Source organism: Streptomyces sp. NPDC044033, assembly GCF_056434425.1.
Genome location: NZ_JBWKFF010000005.1, coordinates 241,106 through 260,186 on the forward strand (window position 1 = coordinate 241,106; position 19,081 = coordinate 260,186).

Here is a 19,081-nt window from a genome sequence, read left to right on the forward strand (position 1 = left end):
GCCGAGCACGCCGCATGCGGCCCGCCGTCGGACGCCGTACCAGTCGATGAGCGATTCGAGGAGGTGGCCGCCGTGGGCGGACCGCTCAAGCTGTACGACGTGGTGATGCACGGCATCCCCACCCGCATGCAACTGAACGCCGACGACGCCGCACGGTACGGCGGCACGCCGGTAGCAGGGCAGGACGCCGAGGCCCCGGAGCCGATCGCCAAGGCGGAGGCTGCCCCTCCGCAGGCGAAGCAGCGCGGAGCTGCCAACAAGGCCCGCACCGCGCCCGGCAAGGACGGCGGTCCGGGTGGCGACGGCTGACTACCTCGCCGAGCCGGCCGAGCTCGCCGTGTGGCTGGGCGTTCCCGCAGACGACCCGAAGCTCCTGGCCGCGCTCGCCGCCGCCAGCCGCCGGTTCCGCGGTGCCGTCCGCCACCCCGTCACCCTGGTGGCCGGTGACACCGTCACCCTGGACGGCACGGGCCGCAGCGCTGTGCTGCTGCCCGCGGCCCCCGTCCTCGCCGTGACCAGCCTCAAGCTGGACGGCACAGCCCTGGCCGCCGGCTCCGGCTTCTCGTGGTCCGAGGACGGATACATGCGCCGGGCGGGGGGCCTGGTGTGGCCGGACCGGCTGCGGTGCCTGGAGGTGACGTACTCCCACGGCGATGCGGTGGTGCCTCAAGATGTTCAGGAGGCTGTCATCGACCAGGCGCGCGCTATGTTCCGGGTGCAGCCCGGTGTGCAGTCCGTACAGGTCGGCGGGCAGCAGGTCACGTTCGGGGCGCAGGCGGCGATCGGCGTGACGGCACAGTGGGCGGCAGCGGTCGAGAACCACCGCCTGAACCGGGGCGACCGGCCGTGACCCTACTGTTCCACCAGAGCATCGTCATCGTGCGGGCCCCGCTGGTCACCGACCGGTACAACAACCGGAAGCGGGACTGGACGGCCGCCAGCAGGGCCCCCATGACCGGCGTCAACGTGCAACCCAGCGGCCAGGCCGCGGAGGAAGCCGACGACCGGCTGACACTGGTGACCCGGTGGACGGTGCAGACCCCCGAAGGCATGGACCTCGACCTCCTGGCCACCGACCGCATCGAGGTCAACGGGATGACGCTGGAGGTCGACGGCAAGGTAGGCCGCTGGCCCTCTCCTTGGGGGCCGGGTGTTCACCACGTCGAGGCACAACTGAAGGAGGTCGACTGATGGCCGCCCGCTTCGTCTTCAACGGCCGTGTCTACCGGGAGATCGCCAGCAGCCCGGAGATGGCCGCCTACCTGGGCGGCCTCGCCCAGCGGGGTGTCGCTCACGCCCAGGCGAATGCGCCCGAATACACCGGCCCCACCTGGGGTGACTCGCCCCGAGCCGGGGACTACCGGAAGTCGCTGGAGGCCAAGCTGACCCGGAACAGTTTCGGGTGGCGCAGCGAGATCGCGGCCAACGTCAACTATGCGGTGCAGATCGAGTTCGGGTCCGGGCGGCCTGCGTCGACCCGGGAGCGCCCGCAGGACGGCCGGTCCCCGAAACGGCGTGTTCTCGGACGCGCCCTGGACTCCCTGAGGAGCACCTGATGCCCCGCATTGAACTCGCCCACTGGCGTGGCGCGGACGCCCCTGGTGATGTTGTGGAGGTAACGGACGATGAGCTGGGCGCCTTGTCGCGGGACGGCCGCGTCGCACGCGTCCTCGCGCCCGTAGCCGTCGCGCGGGAGGAAGTCCCGGAAGCCGCGACGCGCGTCGGCAAGAGTCGTGCCTGACCAGCCGACGGTTATTCCGGACGCTGAGGCCGTAGCCGTCCGCCTTCTCAGCGGTGCCCTCGGCTCGCTGGTCACTGTGGCCGGCGAGTGGCCGGAGCATCTGGCCGGGAGCCTGCCGGCGGTGGCTGTGTTCCTGGGCGGAGGCGGATCTCGCCTGAGGGGCGTCACCGCAGACCGCATCCTCGACATCGACGTCCTGGCCGCGACGAAGGACGAGGCCCGTGACTTGGCTGCCTTGGTGTCTGCCCATCTCCTCGCGGTTCAGGGCTCTGTGCAGGAGGGTGCGCGCATCTACGGCGTCGATGAGATCAGTTCCATCTGGCTGCCCGACCCGGTCACCGGCCTGCCGCGGTACGTGCTCGTGATGAGCATGGTTGTCCGCCCCGCATAGTCCGTAGCCTGCGTTCCCCTTTTCGCTACCCGTTCGGCGAGCGTCGTGCGGGTCCTCGCCATGCCTGGAGGCACCTATGGCGCTCAACGCCGACAACGTCCGCGTCGGACTCAACGGCAGCATTTTCTTGGCCCCGAAGGGCTCGGTGGCGCCCGTCGATCTGGATTCGGCGTGGGGCCCGGCCTGGTCGGATTTGGGCTTCATGTCGGATGACGGCGTGGCCATGGAGTATTCGACGGACACGCAGGACATCACCGCGTGGCAGTCCCTGAGCCCGGTCCGCAAGGTCCTGACGAAGGTCGACGCGACCCTCAAATTCACGGCGATCGAACTGAAGGCCAAGACGGTGACGCTGTACTTCCCGGGCAGCACGCTGACGGACGTGTCGGGCACCGTGCACCGCCTCGACATTCCCGCCGCGCCCGCGCCCGATGAGCGGGCGGTGGGCTTGGAGTGGATCGACGGCTCGATCAAGAACCGTCTGGTGATTCCGCGTGGGGAGGTCACCGACCGCGGCAGCATCACGGTGGCCCGCTCGGGCGCGGTGGGCCTGGAGATGACCATCACCGCCTACGCCACCTCCGCGCCGGAGCTCGCGACGTGGCTGTCGAACGACCCTGCCTGGTCCGCAGCCTGATCACTCCCGGCAGGTGTGCCGTGCGGGTCGCGCCTGCCGGGTCCAACCCGCAACCGTAGGAGAACCATGACCGCCAAGACCACCGGCCGTGAGGTCACGTCCCTGGATGCGCTCGCGAAACAGCGGCGCGACGCCCTCCCGGCCCCCGTCACCTACGAGTTGGCAGGCGTCGAGTTCACCTTGCCGCCGATCAAGGGATTGCCGTTCGAGATGCAGGAGCGCGTCGGCGACCTCAACGACACCGTTGGGGTCCTCAAGGACGTCCTCGGCGCGGGCAAGGTCAAGGAGATGTACAAGGCGGGCTTCACGTTCGGCGACCTGGAGCTCATCGGTGAGGAGTGGCAGAAGCACAGCGGTGTGGAGCCGGGGGAATCCCCGGCCTCCGCCGCCTCCTGAGGGAGTACGGGGAGGCCATCGAATGGGACATGGCCCGGTACTGGCCGGGCCGGTCCCTCCTTGAGCTGTACCGGGGCACCCTCAGCTGGCGTGAGCTGCGGGTGTTCCTGCGCTACCTGCCGCCGGAGTCCGCGACCGCCCGCGCTCTGCACCCCGACGACACGTGGACCCCCGACCAGCACCTCCTGGCGACGATCGCGGACAGCGTCCGTGAGCTCACCCACCTGACGCTGCTCGTCAACTCGGGGTCGGGCAGCCGTCCGCGTCCGCCGGAGCCGATCCCGCGCCCCGGCGTCCAGCCCCGCCAGCAGGGATCCGTCATCCGTTTCGGGGGCCGTCACGGCTCCGGTGCCGCACAGCTCGCCGCCGCCTTCGGGGGCGCCACCCGCTGATCTGACCGGGGGTGTGCGGTGGCTGCTGGTGTGCTCGTCGGACGCGGATACGTCAGCATCAGGCCCGAGTTCGAGGGGGACTGGTCGCGGTCCGTCAACGCCCGCGCGAGCAGCGCCGGACGCTCCGGCGGCGGGATGTTTGCGAAGGCGTTCGGCACTGGCCTGTCGGGCGTCGGGAAACTCGCCGCCGTCGCCGTCGCCGCGAACCTGTCGGCGGTGGCCCCGGCGGCTGCCGCCCTGGCACCGGTCCTCGCCATGGCCGGGGCAGCGGCCGGGGCCCTCAAGCTCGGATTGTCAGGCGTTGGTGAGGCGTTCAAGGCGGCGTTCGCCGACACCAGCGGCGAAGCCCAAGCCGCGGCCTCCGCGACCCGCCAGGTCGAGTCGGCGCAGCGGGCCCTGGCCACTGCCCAGCGGGCCGTCGCGGACGCCCGTGTCCAGGCCGCCGACCGCGTCAAGGACGCGCAGCGGGCCGTCGCGGACGCCGAGCGCGGGGTTGCCGACGCGGTCGCCGACGCCGCGCAGCGGCAGCGGGACGCCCACGAGGGCGTCGTCCAGGCCGAACGGGACCTGGCGTCGGCGCAGCGGGACGCGCGCACTGCTCAGCAGGACCTCACCACGGCCCGCCGGGACGCGACCCGCTCCCTGGAGGACATGAACAGCAGGCTGGCCGACGCGCAGTTGGATCAGCGTGAGGCGACGCTGCGCCTCGCGAAAGCACAGCAGGACCTCCAGAAGGTCATCGCCGACCCGAAGGCGACCCAGCAGCAACGCGCCGAAGCACAACTGTCCTTCGACCGGGCCAAGCAGCATCTCGCCGAGCAGTCCCGCGACTACAAACGCCTCCAGGCCGACACTGCGGCCGCCGCCAGGGCCGGGGTCGACGGGTCCGAGCAGGTGCGCCGGGCACAGGACCGCATCGCCCAGTCCAGCCTCGGGGTCGCCGACAAGCAGCGCGCCCTCGCCAAGGCCCGTACCACCGAGGCCAAGGCGGGCGTCGACGGGGCACGGTCCATCGCGGACGCGCAGCGTGCTCTCGGAGAGGCGCAGGCCGGGGTGGACAAGGCGCGGCGGGAGGGGCAGCGGCAGATTGCCGACGCGCAGCGCGGTGTCGCGGACGCGGCCCGTGCGCTCGCCGAGGCGCAGGCCGCCGCCGCATCCCAGACGTCCGCGCTCGCCAAGGCGATGGCGAAACTCGCCCCGAACGCACGGTCGTTCGTCACCGCGGTCCGCGGGCTGGCGCCGCTGTGGGACGGCATGCGCCTGTCGGTGCAGAACCGCCTCTTCGCGGGGCTCGACACGGCGGTCGCCGGTCTTGGCCGCCGCACCATCCCGACGCTGCGCACGCAGCTGACGGCCACCGCCGGAGTCCTCAACGCCATGGCGCTCAGCGCCATCGGCGCGGTCGACGCGTTGCAGCGCACCGGGATGCTGGAGCAGATCCTCGCCGGCGCGAACCGCAACCTCGCCGCGTTCAAGGACACGCCAGGGCAGATTCTCACGGCGTTCGGGCGTCTCGCGCTCGCCGCGCAGCCCGCCTTCAACCAGCTGATGGTCCAGTTCGCGGGGGCCATTGCGTCTTTCACCGACGGCATCGGCCGGGCCTTCACGTCCGGCGGCCTCCAGCAGGCCATCGGCACTGCGTTCGGGCTGATCTCCCAGCTCGGCACGATCATCGGGAACGTCCTCGGCGTCGTCACCAACATCTTCAAGACCGCCTCGGACGCGGGCGGGGAAGTCCTCGGTGTCCTCGGCGGCGTCATCGCCGAGCTGCGCCGCATCACGGCCATGCCCGAAGTGCAGGCCGCCCTGCGGTCCGTCTTCCAGGCGGTCGCGCAGATCGCCCAGGCAATCGGCCCGGTCATCGGGACGGCCGTCCAGGCGATCCTCCCGCTCCTCGGAGCCATCGCCCCCGTGCTTGCGGCCCTCGTGCAGCAGCTCGGCCCCGTCGTCGTCCAGATCGTCACCGCCCTCGGCGCGGCCCTGACGCCGATCGTCACGGCGCTGCTGCCCGTCATCCAGCTTGTGGGTACGGCCCTCATCCAGGTCGTGGCCGCACTCATCCCGCTCCTCGCGCCGGTCTCCGCCCTCATCGTCGCGATCATCAAGGCGCTCGCGCCCGCCCTCGGCCCCGTCGTCACCGTCATCACGACGCTCGTGCAGGCCCTCGTGGGGCCGCTCGCGCGCATCGTCACCGCCCTGACCCCCGTCTTCGGGCTCCTGGGTCGCGTCATCACTGGCGTCGTCACGGCCCTGACGCCGCTCCTCGGCCCGCTCGTCGCCCTGATCGGGCAGGTCGCCGGTCTCCTCGCTGGGATCTTCACGCAGGCGCTGACGATCGTGCTGCGGGCCATCCAGCCGCTCATCGCCGTCGGCATCCAGCTCATCACGACGGTCCTCGGCGCGCTCACCCCCATCCTTCCGACAGTCGGCACCGCCATCGCGGCCATCGCGACCGCCCTGCTGGGGCTCCTCGCCCCGGTGGGCCAGGTGTGGACGGCCCTCGGCCAGCAGCTCGCCCCGATCCTCGCCCAGATCGCCCCGATCCTCGCGCAGCTGGCGGCCACCCTCGCCGGGGCGCTCGGGGCGGCGCTCCCGCCGCTGACCGGCGCCCTGCTGATCCTCGTCGGGGCGCTCCAGCCGCTGTTCCCCGTCCTCGCGCAGATCCTCGGGACGGTCGTGGGGCTCTCCGCCGGGGTGCTCCTGCAACTCCTACCGCCGCTCCTGCAGCTCGTGCAGGCCGCAGTGGACTTGACGGTGGCGCTGCTGCCGATCCTCCCGCCCCTCGCCGAAGTCGTCGGCCTGGTCGTGGGGCTGGCGGCGGGGGTCCTGACGATCCTGCTGCCGCCGCTCGCCTCGCTGGCGGGGTTCCTCACCGGCGCGCTGGCGGGCGCCTTGTCGACGGTCATCCGGTGGCTCGCCAGCTTCGTCGGGTGGATCGCGGACCGGGTCGGGCCGACCGTGAAGTGGCTCGGCAACCTGATCAGCCTGATCGTCGGGGGGATCGTCCGGGTCTTCCGGTGGCTGTACGACGTGCTGATCGGGCACAGCATCCTGCCGGACATCGTGGGCTACGTCCGGGGGCCCTTCGCCGGGATCTTCCGGTGGATCCTCGACAATGTCATCCGGCCAGTGTGGTCGGGCATCAGCTCGGTCATCGACGTCGTGTGGCGTACCGGTATCCGCCCCGCCTTCACCGCGATCAAGTCGGCGATCGGGCTGGTCGCCGACGCTTTCGAGACAGCCCGGGACGCCATCGGTAAAGCCTTCGGGAAGATCCGCGACTTGACGAAGGGCCCCGTCAACTTCGTCATCAAGTGGGTCTACGAGCGGGGTATCAAGGCCGTGTGGGACAAGGTCGCCAAGTTCGTGCACCTCCCCGAACTCCCCGACGCCCCGAAGCTTCTGGCGGCCGGCGGCACCGTCAGCGGCTTCGGGCCCGCCCGGCCCATGGCCGTCAGCAGGCCCACCGCGATCGTCGGCGAAGGCAACCCCGCCTTCCCCGAGTTCGTGATCCCCACCGACCCCAAGTACCGCAACCGTGCGCTTGCCCTGCACGCGGCGGCGGGCACCAGACTGATGGACAGCGGCGGCATCCTCGGCGGCCTCGGCGACGCCTGGGACTGGGCGAAGGACACCGTCTCTGACGTCGTCGGCAAGGGCATCGACTGGGCGAAGAAGGGCGCTGACCTCCTGCTCCACCCGTCGAAGATCTGGAAGGAGCTCATCAAGCCCGTCCTCGCGAAGGTCACCAAGGGCGTCGGGTCCTCCCCGATGGGCGAGATGGTCGGGAAGTTCCCCGTGAAGATGGTCACCGGCCTTGGCGACAAGCTCGTCGATTCGGTGGGGAACTTCCTCGGCCTCGGCGACAGCGACCCCGGGCCCGGCGGCTCGGGTGGCGGCGGGTCGGGGGTGAAGCGGTGGACGGGCGTCGTCCAGCAGGCCCTGGGCATGCTCGGGCAGCCCGCCGCCTACACGGCGATGACTCTGCGGCGCATGGCTCAGGAGTCCGGCGGCAACCCGAACATCGTCAACAGGTGGGACAGCAACTGGCAATCCGGGCACCCGAGCGTGGGGCTGATGCAGGTCATCGGGCCCACCTTCCGGGCCTATGCGGGGAAGATGCGGGATGTCGGTCCCTTCTCCTACGGCGTCAGCGTCAACCCCCTCGCCAACGTGTACTCCTCGATGCGCTACGCCCTCGCCGCCTACGGCAGCCTGCCCCGCGCCTACAACCGGGCCGGAGGCTACGACGCGGGCGGGTGGCTCCAGCCCGGCTGGACGCCCGTCTACAACGGCCTCGGCCAGCCCGAGGCCGTCCTGACCCCGGCGCAGCTGCGGGCCCTCACCGGCGCGGCCGCCGCCCCGAGCAGCCCGACGACGCTGGAAGGCGACCTCTACCTCGACAGCGGCGAATTCCTCGGCACGGTCCGGGGCGTCGTCCAGGAACAGAACCGGCAACTCGTCACCACGCTGCGCGCACGGAGGGGCTGACCATGGGCATCCCCGGCAATTTTCTGTCGAGCACGACGGAGCGCGTCGACCCGAACATCAGCGGATGGGTCGTCAAGACCAACTGCGGTACGTGGCTGGGATCCGGGGGCCGGAATGGCGACGGCGTCCTCGGGATGAGGAGCATCGCAGCAGGGGAGATGCAGGCCCGCACCGCCTCGTCCTACGCCGTCGACGCGGGCACCGTGTACCAGGCGTTCGTGGACGCCAGCGCCGCCACACAGCCGGAGCGCATCGGTATCAGGTGGCTGTCGTCGGCCAACGCCGAGATCGCCGTCACCTGGTCGCTGACCACCGCCGGGGCGTCGGCGGCCTGGCACCGAGTCGGAGTGGCCGGGCCCGCCCCCACAGGGGCGGTACGCGCGCACGTCGTCCTGTCCGCCACCGTCACCGGGGCGGGGGTCTGGCACTACTGGGAGAACGCCTATCTCGGCTATCCGGTCTCGACGGTCGGCAACCTCTTCGCGTTCAACACCGAGTCCAGCGAGGTCGACGCGAGCGGCTGGTTCGCTGAGGTCAACAGCTCGGTGTCCCGGCAGGCACCGGCCGTCAGCTGGGCCGTCGACGCCTACACGGCGGGCGGGCACGTCATCGCGATGACCGCCACCGGCCCCGGCAACGCCTCCATGCGGTCGACCGACCGGCCCACCGCCGTCCCCGGCGTCGAGTACATCGCCCATGCCTACCTCAACCCGCCCACCCTCGCCGCCGCCACCTGGGTCGAGGTGCGGTTCTACGACGAGCCCGGCAACCAGATCGCCGCCACCCGCGGCGACCTCGCCGCCCCCGGCACCGGCTGGTACCGGCAACGCGCCTCCGCCACCGCCCCGCCGAACACCGACTCGTGCAGCATCGCCGTGGGCATCGACGGAGCCAGCGCCGGTCAGGTCCTGCGGGCGGAGACCATCGTCGTCTCCACCGCCCCCGTCCTGCACGCCGGAACCGTCCTGCCCTACGCCGACGCGTCGTTCGAACAGGGCACCGCCGGATGGACCGTGGCCAGCGGCGCCGCCGCACTCAGCCGGTCGGCGCCGTGGGGCGCGTCCGTCTTCGACGGCGCCTACACCGGCACCATCACCTCGACGACCGCCACCACCAGCACCATCCGCAGCGCCAAATTCCCCCTGCCCGCCGCCAGTGGTGGTCTCGGGTTCCGCTGCCAGTTCGTCGCCCAGGTCACCGCCGGCGGCTTCACCCTGACCCGCGCCGTCCGCTGGTACACCGCGTCCGGCGCGGACCTCGGCGTCACCGCGGCGGCCTCCGCTCCGGCTCCGGCGCCCGGCTGGTGGTCGCTGTCGAACGACTTCACTGCCCCCGCCGGAGCGACCCAGGCGGCCATCGAGTGGACGCTCACCGCCACCGCCCCCAACTCGGTACTGCGCGTCGACCAGGTCGCCCTGTGGCAGGCCCTGCCCCTCACCGCGGTGAGCGCCCGGGACGCTAACGCCAGCATCACCCTGACGCTCCGCGAGCTCACCCCCGGCCAGATGCTGACCGTGTACCGGGTCGTGTCGGACGGCGCCCGCAACCTCGTCCGCGGCCCGGCAGGGCTCCTCAACCGAACGCCGATCACCAACGACCTGATGGTCATCGAGGACTACGAGGCGCCCCTCGGCGTCCCCGTCACCTACCGCATCGAATCCCTCGCCGCCGGAGCCACCACTCCCGGCGTCCGCACCTCCGACCTTGTCACCATCGCCGCCGGAGACCCGCAGGAGGCATGGCTGAAGGACCCCGCCGCGCCGCAGCGCAACCTGCGGGTGCTCGTGCAACGGGCCCCGGACTGGCAGCGGCCCGTCCCGCAGACCACTTACCAGGTCCGCGGCCGGCGCAACGCCGTCGTGCTCAGCGGCGTGCGCGGCGGGCGGCAGGGCGAGCTGCCCCTCTGGACACGGTCCGACGAGGAACGCAAGGCCCTGCACTGGCTGCTGGACTCGGGGCGGGTCCTGCTGTGGCAGGCCGCCCCCGGCATGGGCGTCACCGACCTGTACGCCAACGTCGCCGAGACCCGAGAAGCCCGGACAGCCGGCACGGCGCTGGAGCCGTGGCGGGCGTGGACGCTGCCGCTCACAGAGGCGGACATGCCCGTCGCCGTCGGGGTGGGCGGTACGGCGGGCCGCACCTGGCAGGACATCCTCACCGAGAACACCACCTGGGGCGAACTGCTCGACAAGTACCGCTCGTGGGAGGACGTCCTGTTCGACCGGCGCATCGGAGGCGGCTGATGTATCCGGTGAGTTCCAGGTTCCTGGCCGCGGTCGCCGAGTCGGGAACCGCCGTGACGGAAGTGGTCCTGTTCCGGAGCACGGGCGCGGTGGAGCACCTCGACGTCACTGGCGGTTCGGTGACCGTCGACCGCGGGCAGGCTGTCCGCCGCACCTGCTCGGTGACCCTCGCCGACACCACGCTGATCCCCCGGACCGCTGCCGACAAGCTCAGCGTGTACGGGGCGCGGCTGCGGATCTCCCGCGGCGTGCAGTACGCCGACGGTGCGGTGGAAGCCGTGCCGGTCGGGGTGTTCCGCCTCGACTCCGTGTCCGGCGACCCTGACGAAGGCCCCGTCACCCTGACCGGCAAGTCCCTGGAGTGCATCGTCGCGGACGATAAGTTCACCCAGCCGTACAAGGCCACCGGCACGGCGGTGTCCGCCATTACCGGGCTGATCCAGCGCAGCATCCCCGCCGCGCAGATCGTCAGCCGGGCGACCGATGCACCGATCGGGCCCCGTACTTGGGACACCGAAGCCGACGCGTGGACAGCCGTCGTCGAATGCGGCGCGGCTATCGGGGCCGAGGTGTACGCCGACCCGGACGGCGTGTTCGTCATCGCCGAGCTTCCCGACCTGCTGACCACACCACCAGCATGGACCGTCGCGGCGGGGGAGGGCGGGGTGATGGTGTCCGCCACCCGCGGCATGAGCGCGGACAAGGTGTACAACGGGGTGTTGGCCAAAGGGGAGAACACGACAGCCAACACGCCGCCTGTCAGCGCATTGGTTGTCGACGACGACCCGTCATCGCCCACCTTCTGGGGCGGCCCCTTCGGCAAGCGGCCTACCTTCTACAGCTCGGCGACGCTGACGACGACCGCCGCCTGCACCGCCGCCGCAACCCTCAAACTCCGGACGGCCCTCGCGCCGAACGCCACCGGCGACCTGTCGTCCCTGCCCAACCCCGCGCTGGAAACCGGCGACGTACTGCGCGTCGTCTACCTCGACGGCACCCGCGAACTCCACCAAGTCCAAGCCCTGACGATCCCCCTCGACGAAGGCGGCGACTTCCCCATCACCACCATCTCCGCGAAGGAGGACCGGTGAACGACTCCTCCATGGCGGTGCACGCCGACCTCGCCGACGCCCTCCACGACCAAGCCATACAGGCGGGCACCAGCGCGCCTGCGGTACGGGGCGCGGACTGGCGCACCGCCATCGTCGGAGCCGTCGGCACGGACGGCACAGTTACCACGGCGGACGGCATCACCACCCGCCGCCTCGCCACCTACCTCACCCCCACGATCGGCGACCAGATCGTCCTCACCCAGTCCAGCTCCGGGAACTGGCTCGCCGCAGGCCGCACCACGCCCGCCACGACGGCGGGCACCTGGCAGCCGATCCCGCTGGCTGCCGGGTGGACGGCGTGGGGCAGCCCCTACTGGGCGCCCAGCTACCGCATCGGCGGCGACGGCACGGCCGCCCTGTGCGGGCTCGCGCGCGCTCCCGCCTCGGGGCCGGCGTCCCCGGCCACCGTCGGGACACTCCCCGCTCCGGCGGCCCCGGCGTCCGCCGCCCGCTTCGCGTGCGAGATCCGCACCGCGGTCGTCGGGGTCGTCGACATCCTCCCCACCGGCGCCATCCAGATCCTCGACTACACGGGCACCGCCTCCTGGGCGTCCCTCGACGTCGTCCGCTACCGGCTCATCTAGGAGGCCCCTTGTGGCTACCGGCGACATCTTCGGGCAGGGCGTCCAGATCAGTGCGCTCACCGACCAGCCTGACGCCAGCGTCCTCGCCCGGCAGCTCGCCGACGCCCTCGCGCAGCGCGGGACGATGCGCTTCGACTCGGCGTCGCAGCGCGCGGCGACCCTCACCGGCCCGGCGGCCGTCGTCGAGGGCATGGTGTCGTGGCTGCGGGACACGAACTCGCTGGAGGTGTACGACGGCGGCCAGTGGCAGGCGGTGTACTACGGGCCTGCCGGGTGGACGACGTATCCGGTGGTGTGGTCGGCGACCACCACGAACCCCGCCATCGGCAACGGTTCGCTCACTGGCCAGTACATGAAGGTCGGCCGGACCTGCCATCTGATCATCATGCTGACCATCGGCTCGACGACGAACCGCGGCAATGGGACGTACCGGTTCAGTCTGCCGTTCACGACGGCCGCCGTCGGCTGCCCTGGTGTCTTGAGCGCGGTCTTCTCGCGTGCGGTCGTCCCTAACCACGGCATCGGCGACTCGCCACTCAGCGGGAGCTGGAGCACCACCGACCAGATCTGGTTCCCCAACCCCGGCTCTACTGGCGACTCCAACGTGTGGACCGAGAGCCAGCCGTGGACCCCGGCCAACACCAACGTCTTCCGGATCTACGGCACCTACCAGACCGCGACGTGACGAAGCCCCGGTCCTTGACCGGGGCGGGACGCCATCAGGTGGACCAACTGGGCGACAGCCCGTTGGCTCGCCGCCGATACGCCTTCGCGATCTGTGCAGGAGGCACCGTGTCCACGCACCGGTTGCACACGCTCTCGTCCTGGTCTGCCACTACGGCGTAGACCGGCATATACCCGGCGGTTCCCTCCGCGAAGGCGCTCCCACACACCGGGCAACGGACGTGGTGGGCGGTATCCGCGTGTATGGCCCCGTCGTCGACGGCGGTTTCCAGCGCCCTGCGGCGAGCGCAGGTGTCACGGTGGAAGGTCCGCCATGCCTCGGCCGGGGGGACAACGATCCGCCCGGGCGGGGCTGCCAAACAGTCCTCGCAGTACGGCCGGACGTAGACGAACTCGTCGGTGACGTGGGTGGCCTCGCTGATTCCGGCCCCGTCCTCACCCACAGCACCACAATGGTGGCATCGCCACGACGGGACAGGGAAAACGTCCGGGACCACCGGACACTCCATGTATGCCATGAACCGAGTGTCCTCCATCCGCGCCCCGAGAGGGGCCTTTTTCATGCCCGGAAAGGGGCCCGAATGGCCACTCCGATGACCCCCTCCCAGTTCCTCGCCGCACTCACAGCCGAGGGCGTCCGTACCGTCGAGGTCGGCTCCTGGAGGACGCACAACCGCGCGGGTCACGGAGCATGGGGCCCGGTGAACGGCGTCGTCATCCACCACACCGTGACCTCCGGCACCGAGTCGACCGTCGACCTGTGCCGCGATGGCTACTCGGGCCTGCCCGGACCGCTGTGCCACGGCGTCATCGCCAAGGACGGGGCCGTCCACCTCGTCGGCTACGGCCGCGCCAACCACGCGGGCGGCGGGGACCCCAGCGTGCTCACCCACGTGATCGCGGAGGACTACGGGGCCCGCCCGCCCCTGCCCACCAAGGGCAATGCGGACGGCGTCGATGGGAACGCCCGCTTCTACGGTTTCGAGTGCATCAACCTCGGTGACGGCCGAGACCCTTGGCCCGCAGCCCAACTCGATGCGATCGAGCGGGTGTCGGCTGCCCTGTGCCGCGCGCACGGCTGGTCGGCGAAGTCCGTCATCGGCCACAAGGAGTGGAGTTCCGACAAGGTCGATCCCCGCGGCTTCGGCATGCCCGACCTACGCGGCCGCATCGCCGCCCGCCTCACCCACCCCGCCGGATGGAACCCCGACACCACGGAGGACGCTGTGCCCCACGCTCTCGGCGAGATCAACACCAAGGAGTATCCACTCCCCGCCGACACCTGGCGGACCCTCGACATCGGCGGGACCGACCTCATCGCCGACGCCAACTCGTACACGGCCACCGTCTTCCTCACGGTCACGGCCCCGCCCGGGGCCACCATCCAGGGCCGTTTCTACCACTACCGCAAGGACGGCTCCCGCTGGGACGGCCCGATCATCGAGCGGCTCACCACGCCCGGCCTGTCGTTCGTCGACTTCACCCACGCCGGCTCCATCTCCGCCGGGGAGACCGTGCGTTTCGAGGCCGTCTACGGACCACTTGAGCCCGCCGACGCCAAGCCCGCCGTCCTCTCCACCGCCCGCGCCCGCGGCCTCTACTGGAAGTAGGTCACCATGCCCAGACAGATCGTCCTCGACATCGCCGAGCGCACCATCGCCGCCTACGCCACGACGTTCCTCGGCCTTCTCCTCGCCGACGGCTTCGACCTCACCAGCATGAGCGCCCTCAAGGCCGCCGCGATAGCTGCGCTACCCGCTGCCCTGTCCGTACTCAAGGGCGCGATCGGCGCGATGACCGGCGACAAGGGCACCGCCGCGTGGCTGCCGCGGGACAAAACCCCGGCGCCCCGGGCTGGGGCGTGACTTCGCAGGACCCCGGCGTCTACATCAGCTCTGCGCAGATGTACGGGGAGATGAGATCCCTCCACGATGCCGTGACCCGGGTCGATTCCAAGCTGGAGGCGCTCAGCTCCGGGCAGGCCGCGGTGCAGGACCACGAGTCGCGGCTGCGTGCGCTGGAGCGGGCGCGGTGGCCGCTGCCGACGGTCGGTGTGCTTGCCGGGCTAGCCGGAGCGGTGACTGGCCTCGTCGCACTACTCCAGCGGTGAGGGGGCATCGTGTCTGATCAGCCTGCGCCGCAGCCGGTGCAGCCCGTAGTGGACGAGTCGGCGGGGGATATGGCGTCCCTCGTGCGGCTGGGGCTTGCCGAGCCGCAGCCGGTGGCGTCTCCGGACCCGCCGTCGCCGCCTGTCCGTGACTATTCGGCGTGATGACTGTGCCCGCTCTCCTCCGGGAGGGCGGGACCTTCGCTTTCGCACGCGCATTCGATTTAGTATCGGGGTATGCACATCGGATGGCGCGAGCGGGCAGGCCCCTGGGCGCGGGTCGCGCTGCCCGACGGCCAGGAGCTCGACGTCATCGTCAGCGGACGCTCGCGGACTCGTGACGGACAGTGGTGGTATGCATGCGAAGCCATCCTTCCCATGCGCCACGACCGGGGCGACGGCACCAGCGAAGCCAAAGCCCAGCCCACCGCCTTCACCGCCTCCGCTGCCGACATCACGCCCATCCCCGGCGAGGACTACAGCAACCTGCCCACCACCGGAGCCGTCGCGGGACGCCAGTGGACCCTCCAGAAACTCCACGTCTACACGGACGGCGGCCCCTCTCGCCGCCTGCACCGAGCCGACTGCTGGCAGGCCGGATCGAGCCAGGAGCGGATCACGACGGAAGAGGCGGGGCGGCTGCTCGCCGACGGTGCCGCTGACGTATGCGACGTCTGCCGCCCCGACCGGGCCCTGCGCGGCAGGCTGTCAGCGACCGTCGGTACCGTGGTCGTGTCCCAGTGGAGCGCGCCCTTGGAGGCCATCGTGGCAAGCGAACTGATCGTGTTCCTGCGGGCACGGCTCGACGAGGACGAGGTGGAGGCACGGGCGGCCAGTCCCGGCCCGTGGCGCACGAATGAGGAATCGGACGAGGTGATCGCGGTCGATGGCATCACCGTCGCGGATGGCTTCGCCCTCTCCGGGCGCCAACTCCGCGCCACAACTTCGCACATCGCCCGCCATGATCCGGCTCGCGTCCTCGCCGAGGTCGCCGCCAAGCGGCGCACGCTGGTCCGCTGCGAGGAGGAACTGATCGCGGGCAGCCCTCGCCTCACCCACTTCATCAAACAGACCCTGTGGGAGATGTCCCTGCCGCACACCGATCACCCGGAGTACCTCAAGGAGTGGCGGCCGTAGCTCAGCTCTCGCCTGCCTCTGCCGGGTGCCGCACGATCTTCTTCACGGCCATCTCCACCTCGTGCCGAGGCAGGCCCGCCGCGGCGGCGTGCGCCGTGTACGCGGCCTGCACGGCCTCGGCGGCCTGCCGCCACGCCTTCCACTGCACATCGTGCGCCTCGCCCTCCAGCCCAGTCAGCCGCTCCTGCTCCTCGCAGCAGGTGCGCTCCAGCTCGATCAGGTCAGCGGTCACACGGGCATCAGACATGCCCTGATTTTAAGCCAGAGCCGAACAGATCAAGCCGCCGCCGCAGGCGCGCGCGTCGCCGCCAGCCACTACGCCCGCCGTCTCCCGGCAACTCCCGCTGGAGGGACTTCGCCGCTCCGGGGATTGCGCGCAATCGACCATGGAGCAGCTGCCTGAGCAATCTGCCGCAATTCCCATGCGCGCAACAGCATCAGACAGCATCCTGATGGCCGGTCAGGCACCACGGTCCCAGCCGCCTGGGGCCCCTGACCTCACTCACGGAGAGGGAAACCATGCCACTGGAGTTCATCGGCACGACGTCCAAGAGCGGCGACTGCCCCACTCTTTACAGGGACACCGACACCGGCAACATCATCATCCAGGGCGACCGCCTCACCCGCCCCGACCACCTCGCCCAACTCCGCGATGTCAAGGACAGCGAGACGTTCGTCGTCGTCCCCCGCGAGCTCCTCACCCGCTTCGCCCCCAAGGAGTAGCGCACGTGCCCGACCTGATCACCGGCCCGGACATCACCCAGTACTTCCGCGACGGCTTCCACCACACCGCGTGGCGCTGGGAAACCCGGCGAGCCTACGGAGTGCCAACCGAGACGGACGATCTTGAGCGGTTCCTGCGGGGCGAACCCCCGCCGCCCCCGGGCGACCGGCCCTGGCTGACCGTCATGCGAGACCTGGAGCAGCAGGGCAAGCGCGTCGAGCGCGTCCGCGTCATCGACGAACCACCCACCGGCTACCAGCAGTGGTTGCTGGAGGACGTGCTGGACAGCGTCGACGCCGGCGAGGACATCCGATACCTGCCCCGCACCGAAGCCGACCAGATGGGCGTGCCCATGGGGGACTTCTGGCTCTTCGACTCCCGGGTGATCGGTCAGTTCCACTTCGACGGCGACCGGTCCCTCGGCATGCACCTCACCGACGACCCGGCGGCCGTACTCCAGGGCTGCCAGATCCGCGACGCGGCGTGGCACTACGCCCGCCCTGCACGCGACTTCGCCGGGCGGGTACGTTCGTCCATGTGAGCACCGACTTCCAGCAAGCCCGACTGTCCCTCGGTGCGCGACTCCGCGAGCTGCGCACCGAGGCTGGGCTCACCGGGAAAGGCGCAGCAGCTCTCCTCGGGTGGGCGCCATCGAAAGTCTCGCGCCTGGAGAACGGCAAGCAGACCCCCAGTGGCGACGACCTCGACGCATGGGCCGCAGCGCTCGGGCATCCGGAGGCGGCCCCGGAATTGAAGGGCCGCCTCCGGGGCCTGGAGACGCGCTACCGGACCTGGCGCCGCCAGCTGGCCGGCGGCCACCGGCCGCGCCAAGAAGCAGGGATCGCCGAGACCGAGCGGACCCGCCGCACCCGGTCGTTCGAGGCGGGCATCGTGCCGGGCATCTTCCAGACCGCGGACTACGCCCGGCACGTCCTGACCAAGTACACGGAACTGCACGGCGCCCCGAGCGACGTGGAAGCATCGGTCGGAGCCCGCATCCGGCGCCAGTCCGCCCTCTACGAGGCGGACAAGCGCTTCGACGTACTCGTGTGGGAAGCGGCGCTGCGCGTGCTCATCTGCCCGCACGACGTCATGGCCGCGCAGATGGATCGGCTGCTCTCGGTCATGGGCCTGGCGACTGTGTCCCTCGGCATCATCCCGCTGGGCGTCCCCGTGGCCATCGCCCCCGGCGACGGCTTCACCATCTACGACGAGCGGCTCGTCATCTCCGAGACTTGGACGATCGAGATGTGGATGGACGACGACGCCGAGATCGACCTGTTCTCCAAGATCTGGGCGACCCTCGCCGAGACGGCGGTCTACGGCCACCACGCCCACCGGCTGATCGCCCGCGCGAGAGCCAGCCTCGACCTGAGTTGAGCAATCTCCCTCACGCCGCAGGGCGGCATGAGCAATCCCGCGCAATCCGCGCCCCAGCGCGCAATCCACGCCCCTACCTTCCTCGCCATGAGCACAGCGAGCAGAACCACCATCCGCTCCATCCGTCCGCCATGGCTGCCGCTTGAGGGCGTGATCGACGCCATCGCGGCAGGAGCGTGGTGGGACGCCATCGCCATCGACGGGGCCCTCGGACACGTCACCGCCGCGCACCTCAAGATGGCCACCGACGGCCGTACCGGCCCCATCCTGTGCGACCCCGGCGGGCCCGTGGGCCGTGTCTACTTCCTGACTCCGGCCGGAACCGCCGATCGGTGGGCAGTGCCCGGATCCGTCGCCTTTGGGGAGTGCTGCTACGTCGTCCTCAACGGCACCCTTGATGCCGACCCCCTGGGCGTCCACTGGATCACCACGCCCCGCTGCCACCACCCCGAACCGCTCGTCGTCCCGCAGCTCCTGCGCGAGGCGCTGACGGCAAGCACGGCCGGGTCATGACCCGCCGCGGCAGTGGCTGGCTCGTATCCTCCGCGGACACCTCAGCCGCGGTGCGGCGCGCGTGGGCAGACGGGCAGGTCGCCCCGATCGCCTCCACCCGATGGACGGTCGTCGAGGCCCCGCTCCTCCGGTCCCTCGACGCCATGCAGCGGCTAGGCCGTGCCAAGAAGCTGGGGCCAGTCCTCGCCTATCCCGAGGCCGACCTCGCGTGGTGGCTCGTCTCCGGCGGCGCTGAGGAACATCTTGGCGATCTGCCCCATCTGACGGTCAAGCCTCTGGGCTGGGCGCTGCCCTGCCCGCCTGTGGGCCTGTACTACGAAGGCCGCGCCTGGCTGGAGACGCCGGACGGATCCGGTCGCCTCACCGATCCCGTCGACCTCGGGGCCGCGATCAGCACCAGCGCTCACGGGGCCGTCTGATGGCCGGCCGTCCGGTGCCGGTCGCCGTGCTCTGTGCAGCAGGGTTCTGCGAGGACTGCCCCGGCGACAAGGAGATCCACCCCCTCAATGCTCCCGCCACACAGCCGCCGGCCATCACCTACCGGTGCGG

26 protein-coding genes are annotated in these 19,081 nt (G+C 71.0%); 24 read left to right on the top strand and 2 right to left on the bottom strand.

Features of this window, described 5'->3' with window-relative positions; translation table 11 throughout:
- Positions 1-72 precede the first annotated feature (72 nt).
- The 14 genes from AC07AB_RS12490 to AC07AB_RS12555 all read left to right on the top strand — a co-directional run bounded on the left by AC07AB_RS12490 (position 73) and on the right by AC07AB_RS12555 (position 12,672).
- The gene (locus AC07AB_RS12490) at positions 73-309 is read left to right on the top strand and encodes a hypothetical protein (protein ID WP_478564328.1); all 237 of its coding nucleotides are present in this window, start codon (positions 73-75) and stop codon (positions 307-309) included.
- Complete coding sequence (locus tag AC07AB_RS12495; protein WP_478564331.1) at positions 296-850, top strand: mobile element protein; 555 nt, start codon at positions 296-298, stop codon at positions 848-850. The genes AC07AB_RS12490 and AC07AB_RS12495 overlap by 14 nt, the downstream gene beginning before the upstream one ends.
- Positions 847-1,191: a hypothetical protein gene (locus AC07AB_RS12500; protein ID WP_478564334.1), complete on the top strand. Its 345-nt coding sequence runs from the start codon at positions 847-849 to the stop codon at positions 1,189-1,191. The genes AC07AB_RS12495 and AC07AB_RS12500 overlap by 4 nt, the downstream gene beginning before the upstream one ends.
- Positions 1,191-1,556, top strand: coding sequence for a hypothetical protein (locus AC07AB_RS12505; protein ID WP_478564337.1), 366 nt, complete (start codon positions 1,191-1,193; stop codon positions 1,554-1,556). The genes AC07AB_RS12500 and AC07AB_RS12505 overlap by 1 nt, the downstream gene beginning before the upstream one ends.
- Positions 1,556-1,741: a hypothetical protein gene (locus AC07AB_RS12510; protein WP_478564340.1), complete on the top strand. Its 186-nt coding sequence runs from the start codon at positions 1,556-1,558 to the stop codon at positions 1,739-1,741. The genes AC07AB_RS12505 and AC07AB_RS12510 overlap by 1 nt, the downstream gene beginning before the upstream one ends.
- The gene (locus tag AC07AB_RS12515; protein ID WP_478564343.1) at positions 1,734-2,132 is read left to right on the top strand and encodes a hypothetical protein; all 399 of its coding nucleotides are present in this window, start codon (positions 1,734-1,736) and stop codon (positions 2,130-2,132) included. Before AC07AB_RS12510 ends, AC07AB_RS12515 begins: the two co-directional genes overlap by 8 nt.
- Positions 2,133-2,208: 76 nt before the next feature.
- Complete coding sequence (locus AC07AB_RS12520; RefSeq protein ID WP_478564346.1) at positions 2,209-2,769, top strand: phage tail tube protein; 561 nt, start codon at positions 2,209-2,211, stop codon at positions 2,767-2,769.
- 66 nt (positions 2,770-2,835) lie between these two features.
- Positions 2,836-3,165, top strand: coding sequence for a hypothetical protein (locus tag AC07AB_RS12525; RefSeq protein ID WP_478564349.1), 330 nt, complete (start codon positions 2,836-2,838; stop codon positions 3,163-3,165).
- A gap of 29 nt (positions 3,166-3,194) precedes the next feature.
- Complete coding sequence (locus AC07AB_RS12530) at positions 3,195-3,557, top strand: hypothetical protein (protein ID WP_478564351.1); 363 nt, start codon at positions 3,195-3,197, stop codon at positions 3,555-3,557.
- Positions 3,558-3,575: 18 nt separating this feature from the next.
- The gene (locus tag AC07AB_RS12535) at positions 3,576-8,048 is read left to right on the top strand and encodes a transglycosylase SLT domain-containing protein (RefSeq protein WP_478564353.1); all 4,473 of its coding nucleotides are present in this window, start codon (positions 3,576-3,578) and stop codon (positions 8,046-8,048) included.
- A gap of 2 nt (positions 8,049-8,050) precedes the next feature.
- Entirely contained in the window at positions 8,051-10,291 is a 2,241-nt protein-coding gene (locus AC07AB_RS12540) for a hypothetical protein (protein WP_478564356.1), read from the top strand.
- Entirely contained in the window at positions 10,291-11,382 is a 1,092-nt protein-coding gene (locus AC07AB_RS12545; RefSeq protein ID WP_478564359.1) for a DUF5047 domain-containing protein, read from the top strand. Before AC07AB_RS12540 ends, AC07AB_RS12545 begins: the two co-directional genes overlap by 1 nt.
- A complete protein-coding gene (locus tag AC07AB_RS12550; RefSeq protein WP_478564361.1) occupies positions 11,379-11,987 on the top strand; it encodes a hypothetical protein in 609 nt (202 codons plus the stop codon). Before AC07AB_RS12545 ends, AC07AB_RS12550 begins: the two co-directional genes overlap by 4 nt.
- 10 nt (positions 11,988-11,997) lie before the next feature.
- On the top strand, positions 11,998-12,672 hold the full coding sequence (locus tag AC07AB_RS12555; protein ID WP_478564364.1) for a hypothetical protein: 675 nt from the start codon (positions 11,998-12,000) through the stop codon (positions 12,670-12,672).
- Positions 12,673-12,706: 34 nt separating this feature from the next.
- On the opposite strand, the gene AC07AB_RS12560 is transcribed toward AC07AB_RS12555, so the two are convergent.
- On the bottom strand, positions 12,707-13,189 hold the full coding sequence (locus tag AC07AB_RS12560) for a hypothetical protein (protein WP_478564367.1): 483 nt from the start codon (positions 13,187-13,189) through the stop codon (positions 12,707-12,709).
- 63 nt (positions 13,190-13,252) lie between these two features.
- Here AC07AB_RS12560 and AC07AB_RS12565 point away from each other — a divergent pair, with 63 nt between their 5' ends.
- The 5 genes from AC07AB_RS12565 to AC07AB_RS12585 all read left to right on the top strand — a co-directional run bounded on the left by AC07AB_RS12565 (position 13,253) and on the right by AC07AB_RS12585 (position 15,915).
- A complete protein-coding gene (locus AC07AB_RS12565) occupies positions 13,253-14,281 on the top strand; it encodes a peptidoglycan recognition protein family protein (protein WP_478564370.1) in 1,029 nt (342 codons plus the stop codon).
- 6 nt (positions 14,282-14,287) lie between these two features.
- Complete coding sequence (locus tag AC07AB_RS12570) at positions 14,288-14,536, top strand: holin (protein ID WP_478564373.1); 249 nt, start codon at positions 14,288-14,290, stop codon at positions 14,534-14,536.
- Positions 14,533-14,781, top strand: a complete 249-nt coding sequence (locus AC07AB_RS12575; protein ID WP_478564376.1) for a hypothetical protein — start codon at positions 14,533-14,535, stop codon at positions 14,779-14,781. Before AC07AB_RS12570 ends, AC07AB_RS12575 begins: the two co-directional genes overlap by 4 nt.
- Positions 14,782-14,790: 9 nt before the next feature.
- Complete coding sequence (locus AC07AB_RS12580; protein ID WP_478564378.1) at positions 14,791-14,943, top strand: hypothetical protein; 153 nt, start codon at positions 14,791-14,793, stop codon at positions 14,941-14,943.
- Positions 14,944-15,015: 72 nt separating this feature from the next.
- Positions 15,016-15,915, top strand: a complete 900-nt coding sequence (locus AC07AB_RS12585; RefSeq protein WP_478564380.1) for a DUF6221 family protein — start codon at positions 15,016-15,018, stop codon at positions 15,913-15,915.
- A gap of 1 nt (position 15,916) precedes the next feature.
- Here the strand turns inward: AC07AB_RS12585 and AC07AB_RS12590 are convergent, their stop codons facing one another.
- Positions 15,917-16,162 (bottom strand): hypothetical protein, encoded by a 246-nt coding sequence (locus AC07AB_RS12590; protein WP_478564383.1) that lies wholly within the window; start codon positions 16,160-16,162, stop codon positions 15,917-15,919.
- A gap of 272 nt (positions 16,163-16,434) precedes the next feature.
- Between AC07AB_RS12590 and AC07AB_RS12595 the strand changes: the two genes are divergently transcribed.
- From AC07AB_RS12595 to AC07AB_RS12615, 5 genes are all read left to right on the top strand, one after another.
- On the top strand, positions 16,435-16,638 hold the full coding sequence (locus AC07AB_RS12595) for a hypothetical protein (RefSeq protein WP_478564386.1): 204 nt from the start codon (positions 16,435-16,437) through the stop codon (positions 16,636-16,638).
- Between the two features lie 5 nt (positions 16,639-16,643).
- Positions 16,644-17,180, top strand: coding sequence for a DUF6879 family protein (locus AC07AB_RS12600; RefSeq protein ID WP_478564389.1), 537 nt, complete (start codon positions 16,644-16,646; stop codon positions 17,178-17,180).
- Entirely contained in the window at positions 17,177-18,019 is an 843-nt protein-coding gene (locus tag AC07AB_RS12605; protein ID WP_478564392.1) for a helix-turn-helix domain-containing protein, read from the top strand. Before AC07AB_RS12600 ends, AC07AB_RS12605 begins: the two co-directional genes overlap by 4 nt.
- Positions 18,020-18,106: 87 nt before the next feature.
- Entirely contained in the window at positions 18,107-18,532 is a 426-nt protein-coding gene (locus tag AC07AB_RS12610; RefSeq protein ID WP_478564395.1) for a hypothetical protein, read from the top strand.
- Between the two features lie 50 nt (positions 18,533-18,582).
- The gene (locus AC07AB_RS12615; protein WP_478564398.1) at positions 18,583-18,951 is read left to right on the top strand and encodes a hypothetical protein; all 369 of its coding nucleotides are present in this window, start codon (positions 18,583-18,585) and stop codon (positions 18,949-18,951) included.
- The last annotated feature ends 130 nt before the right edge of the window (positions 18,952-19,081 follow it).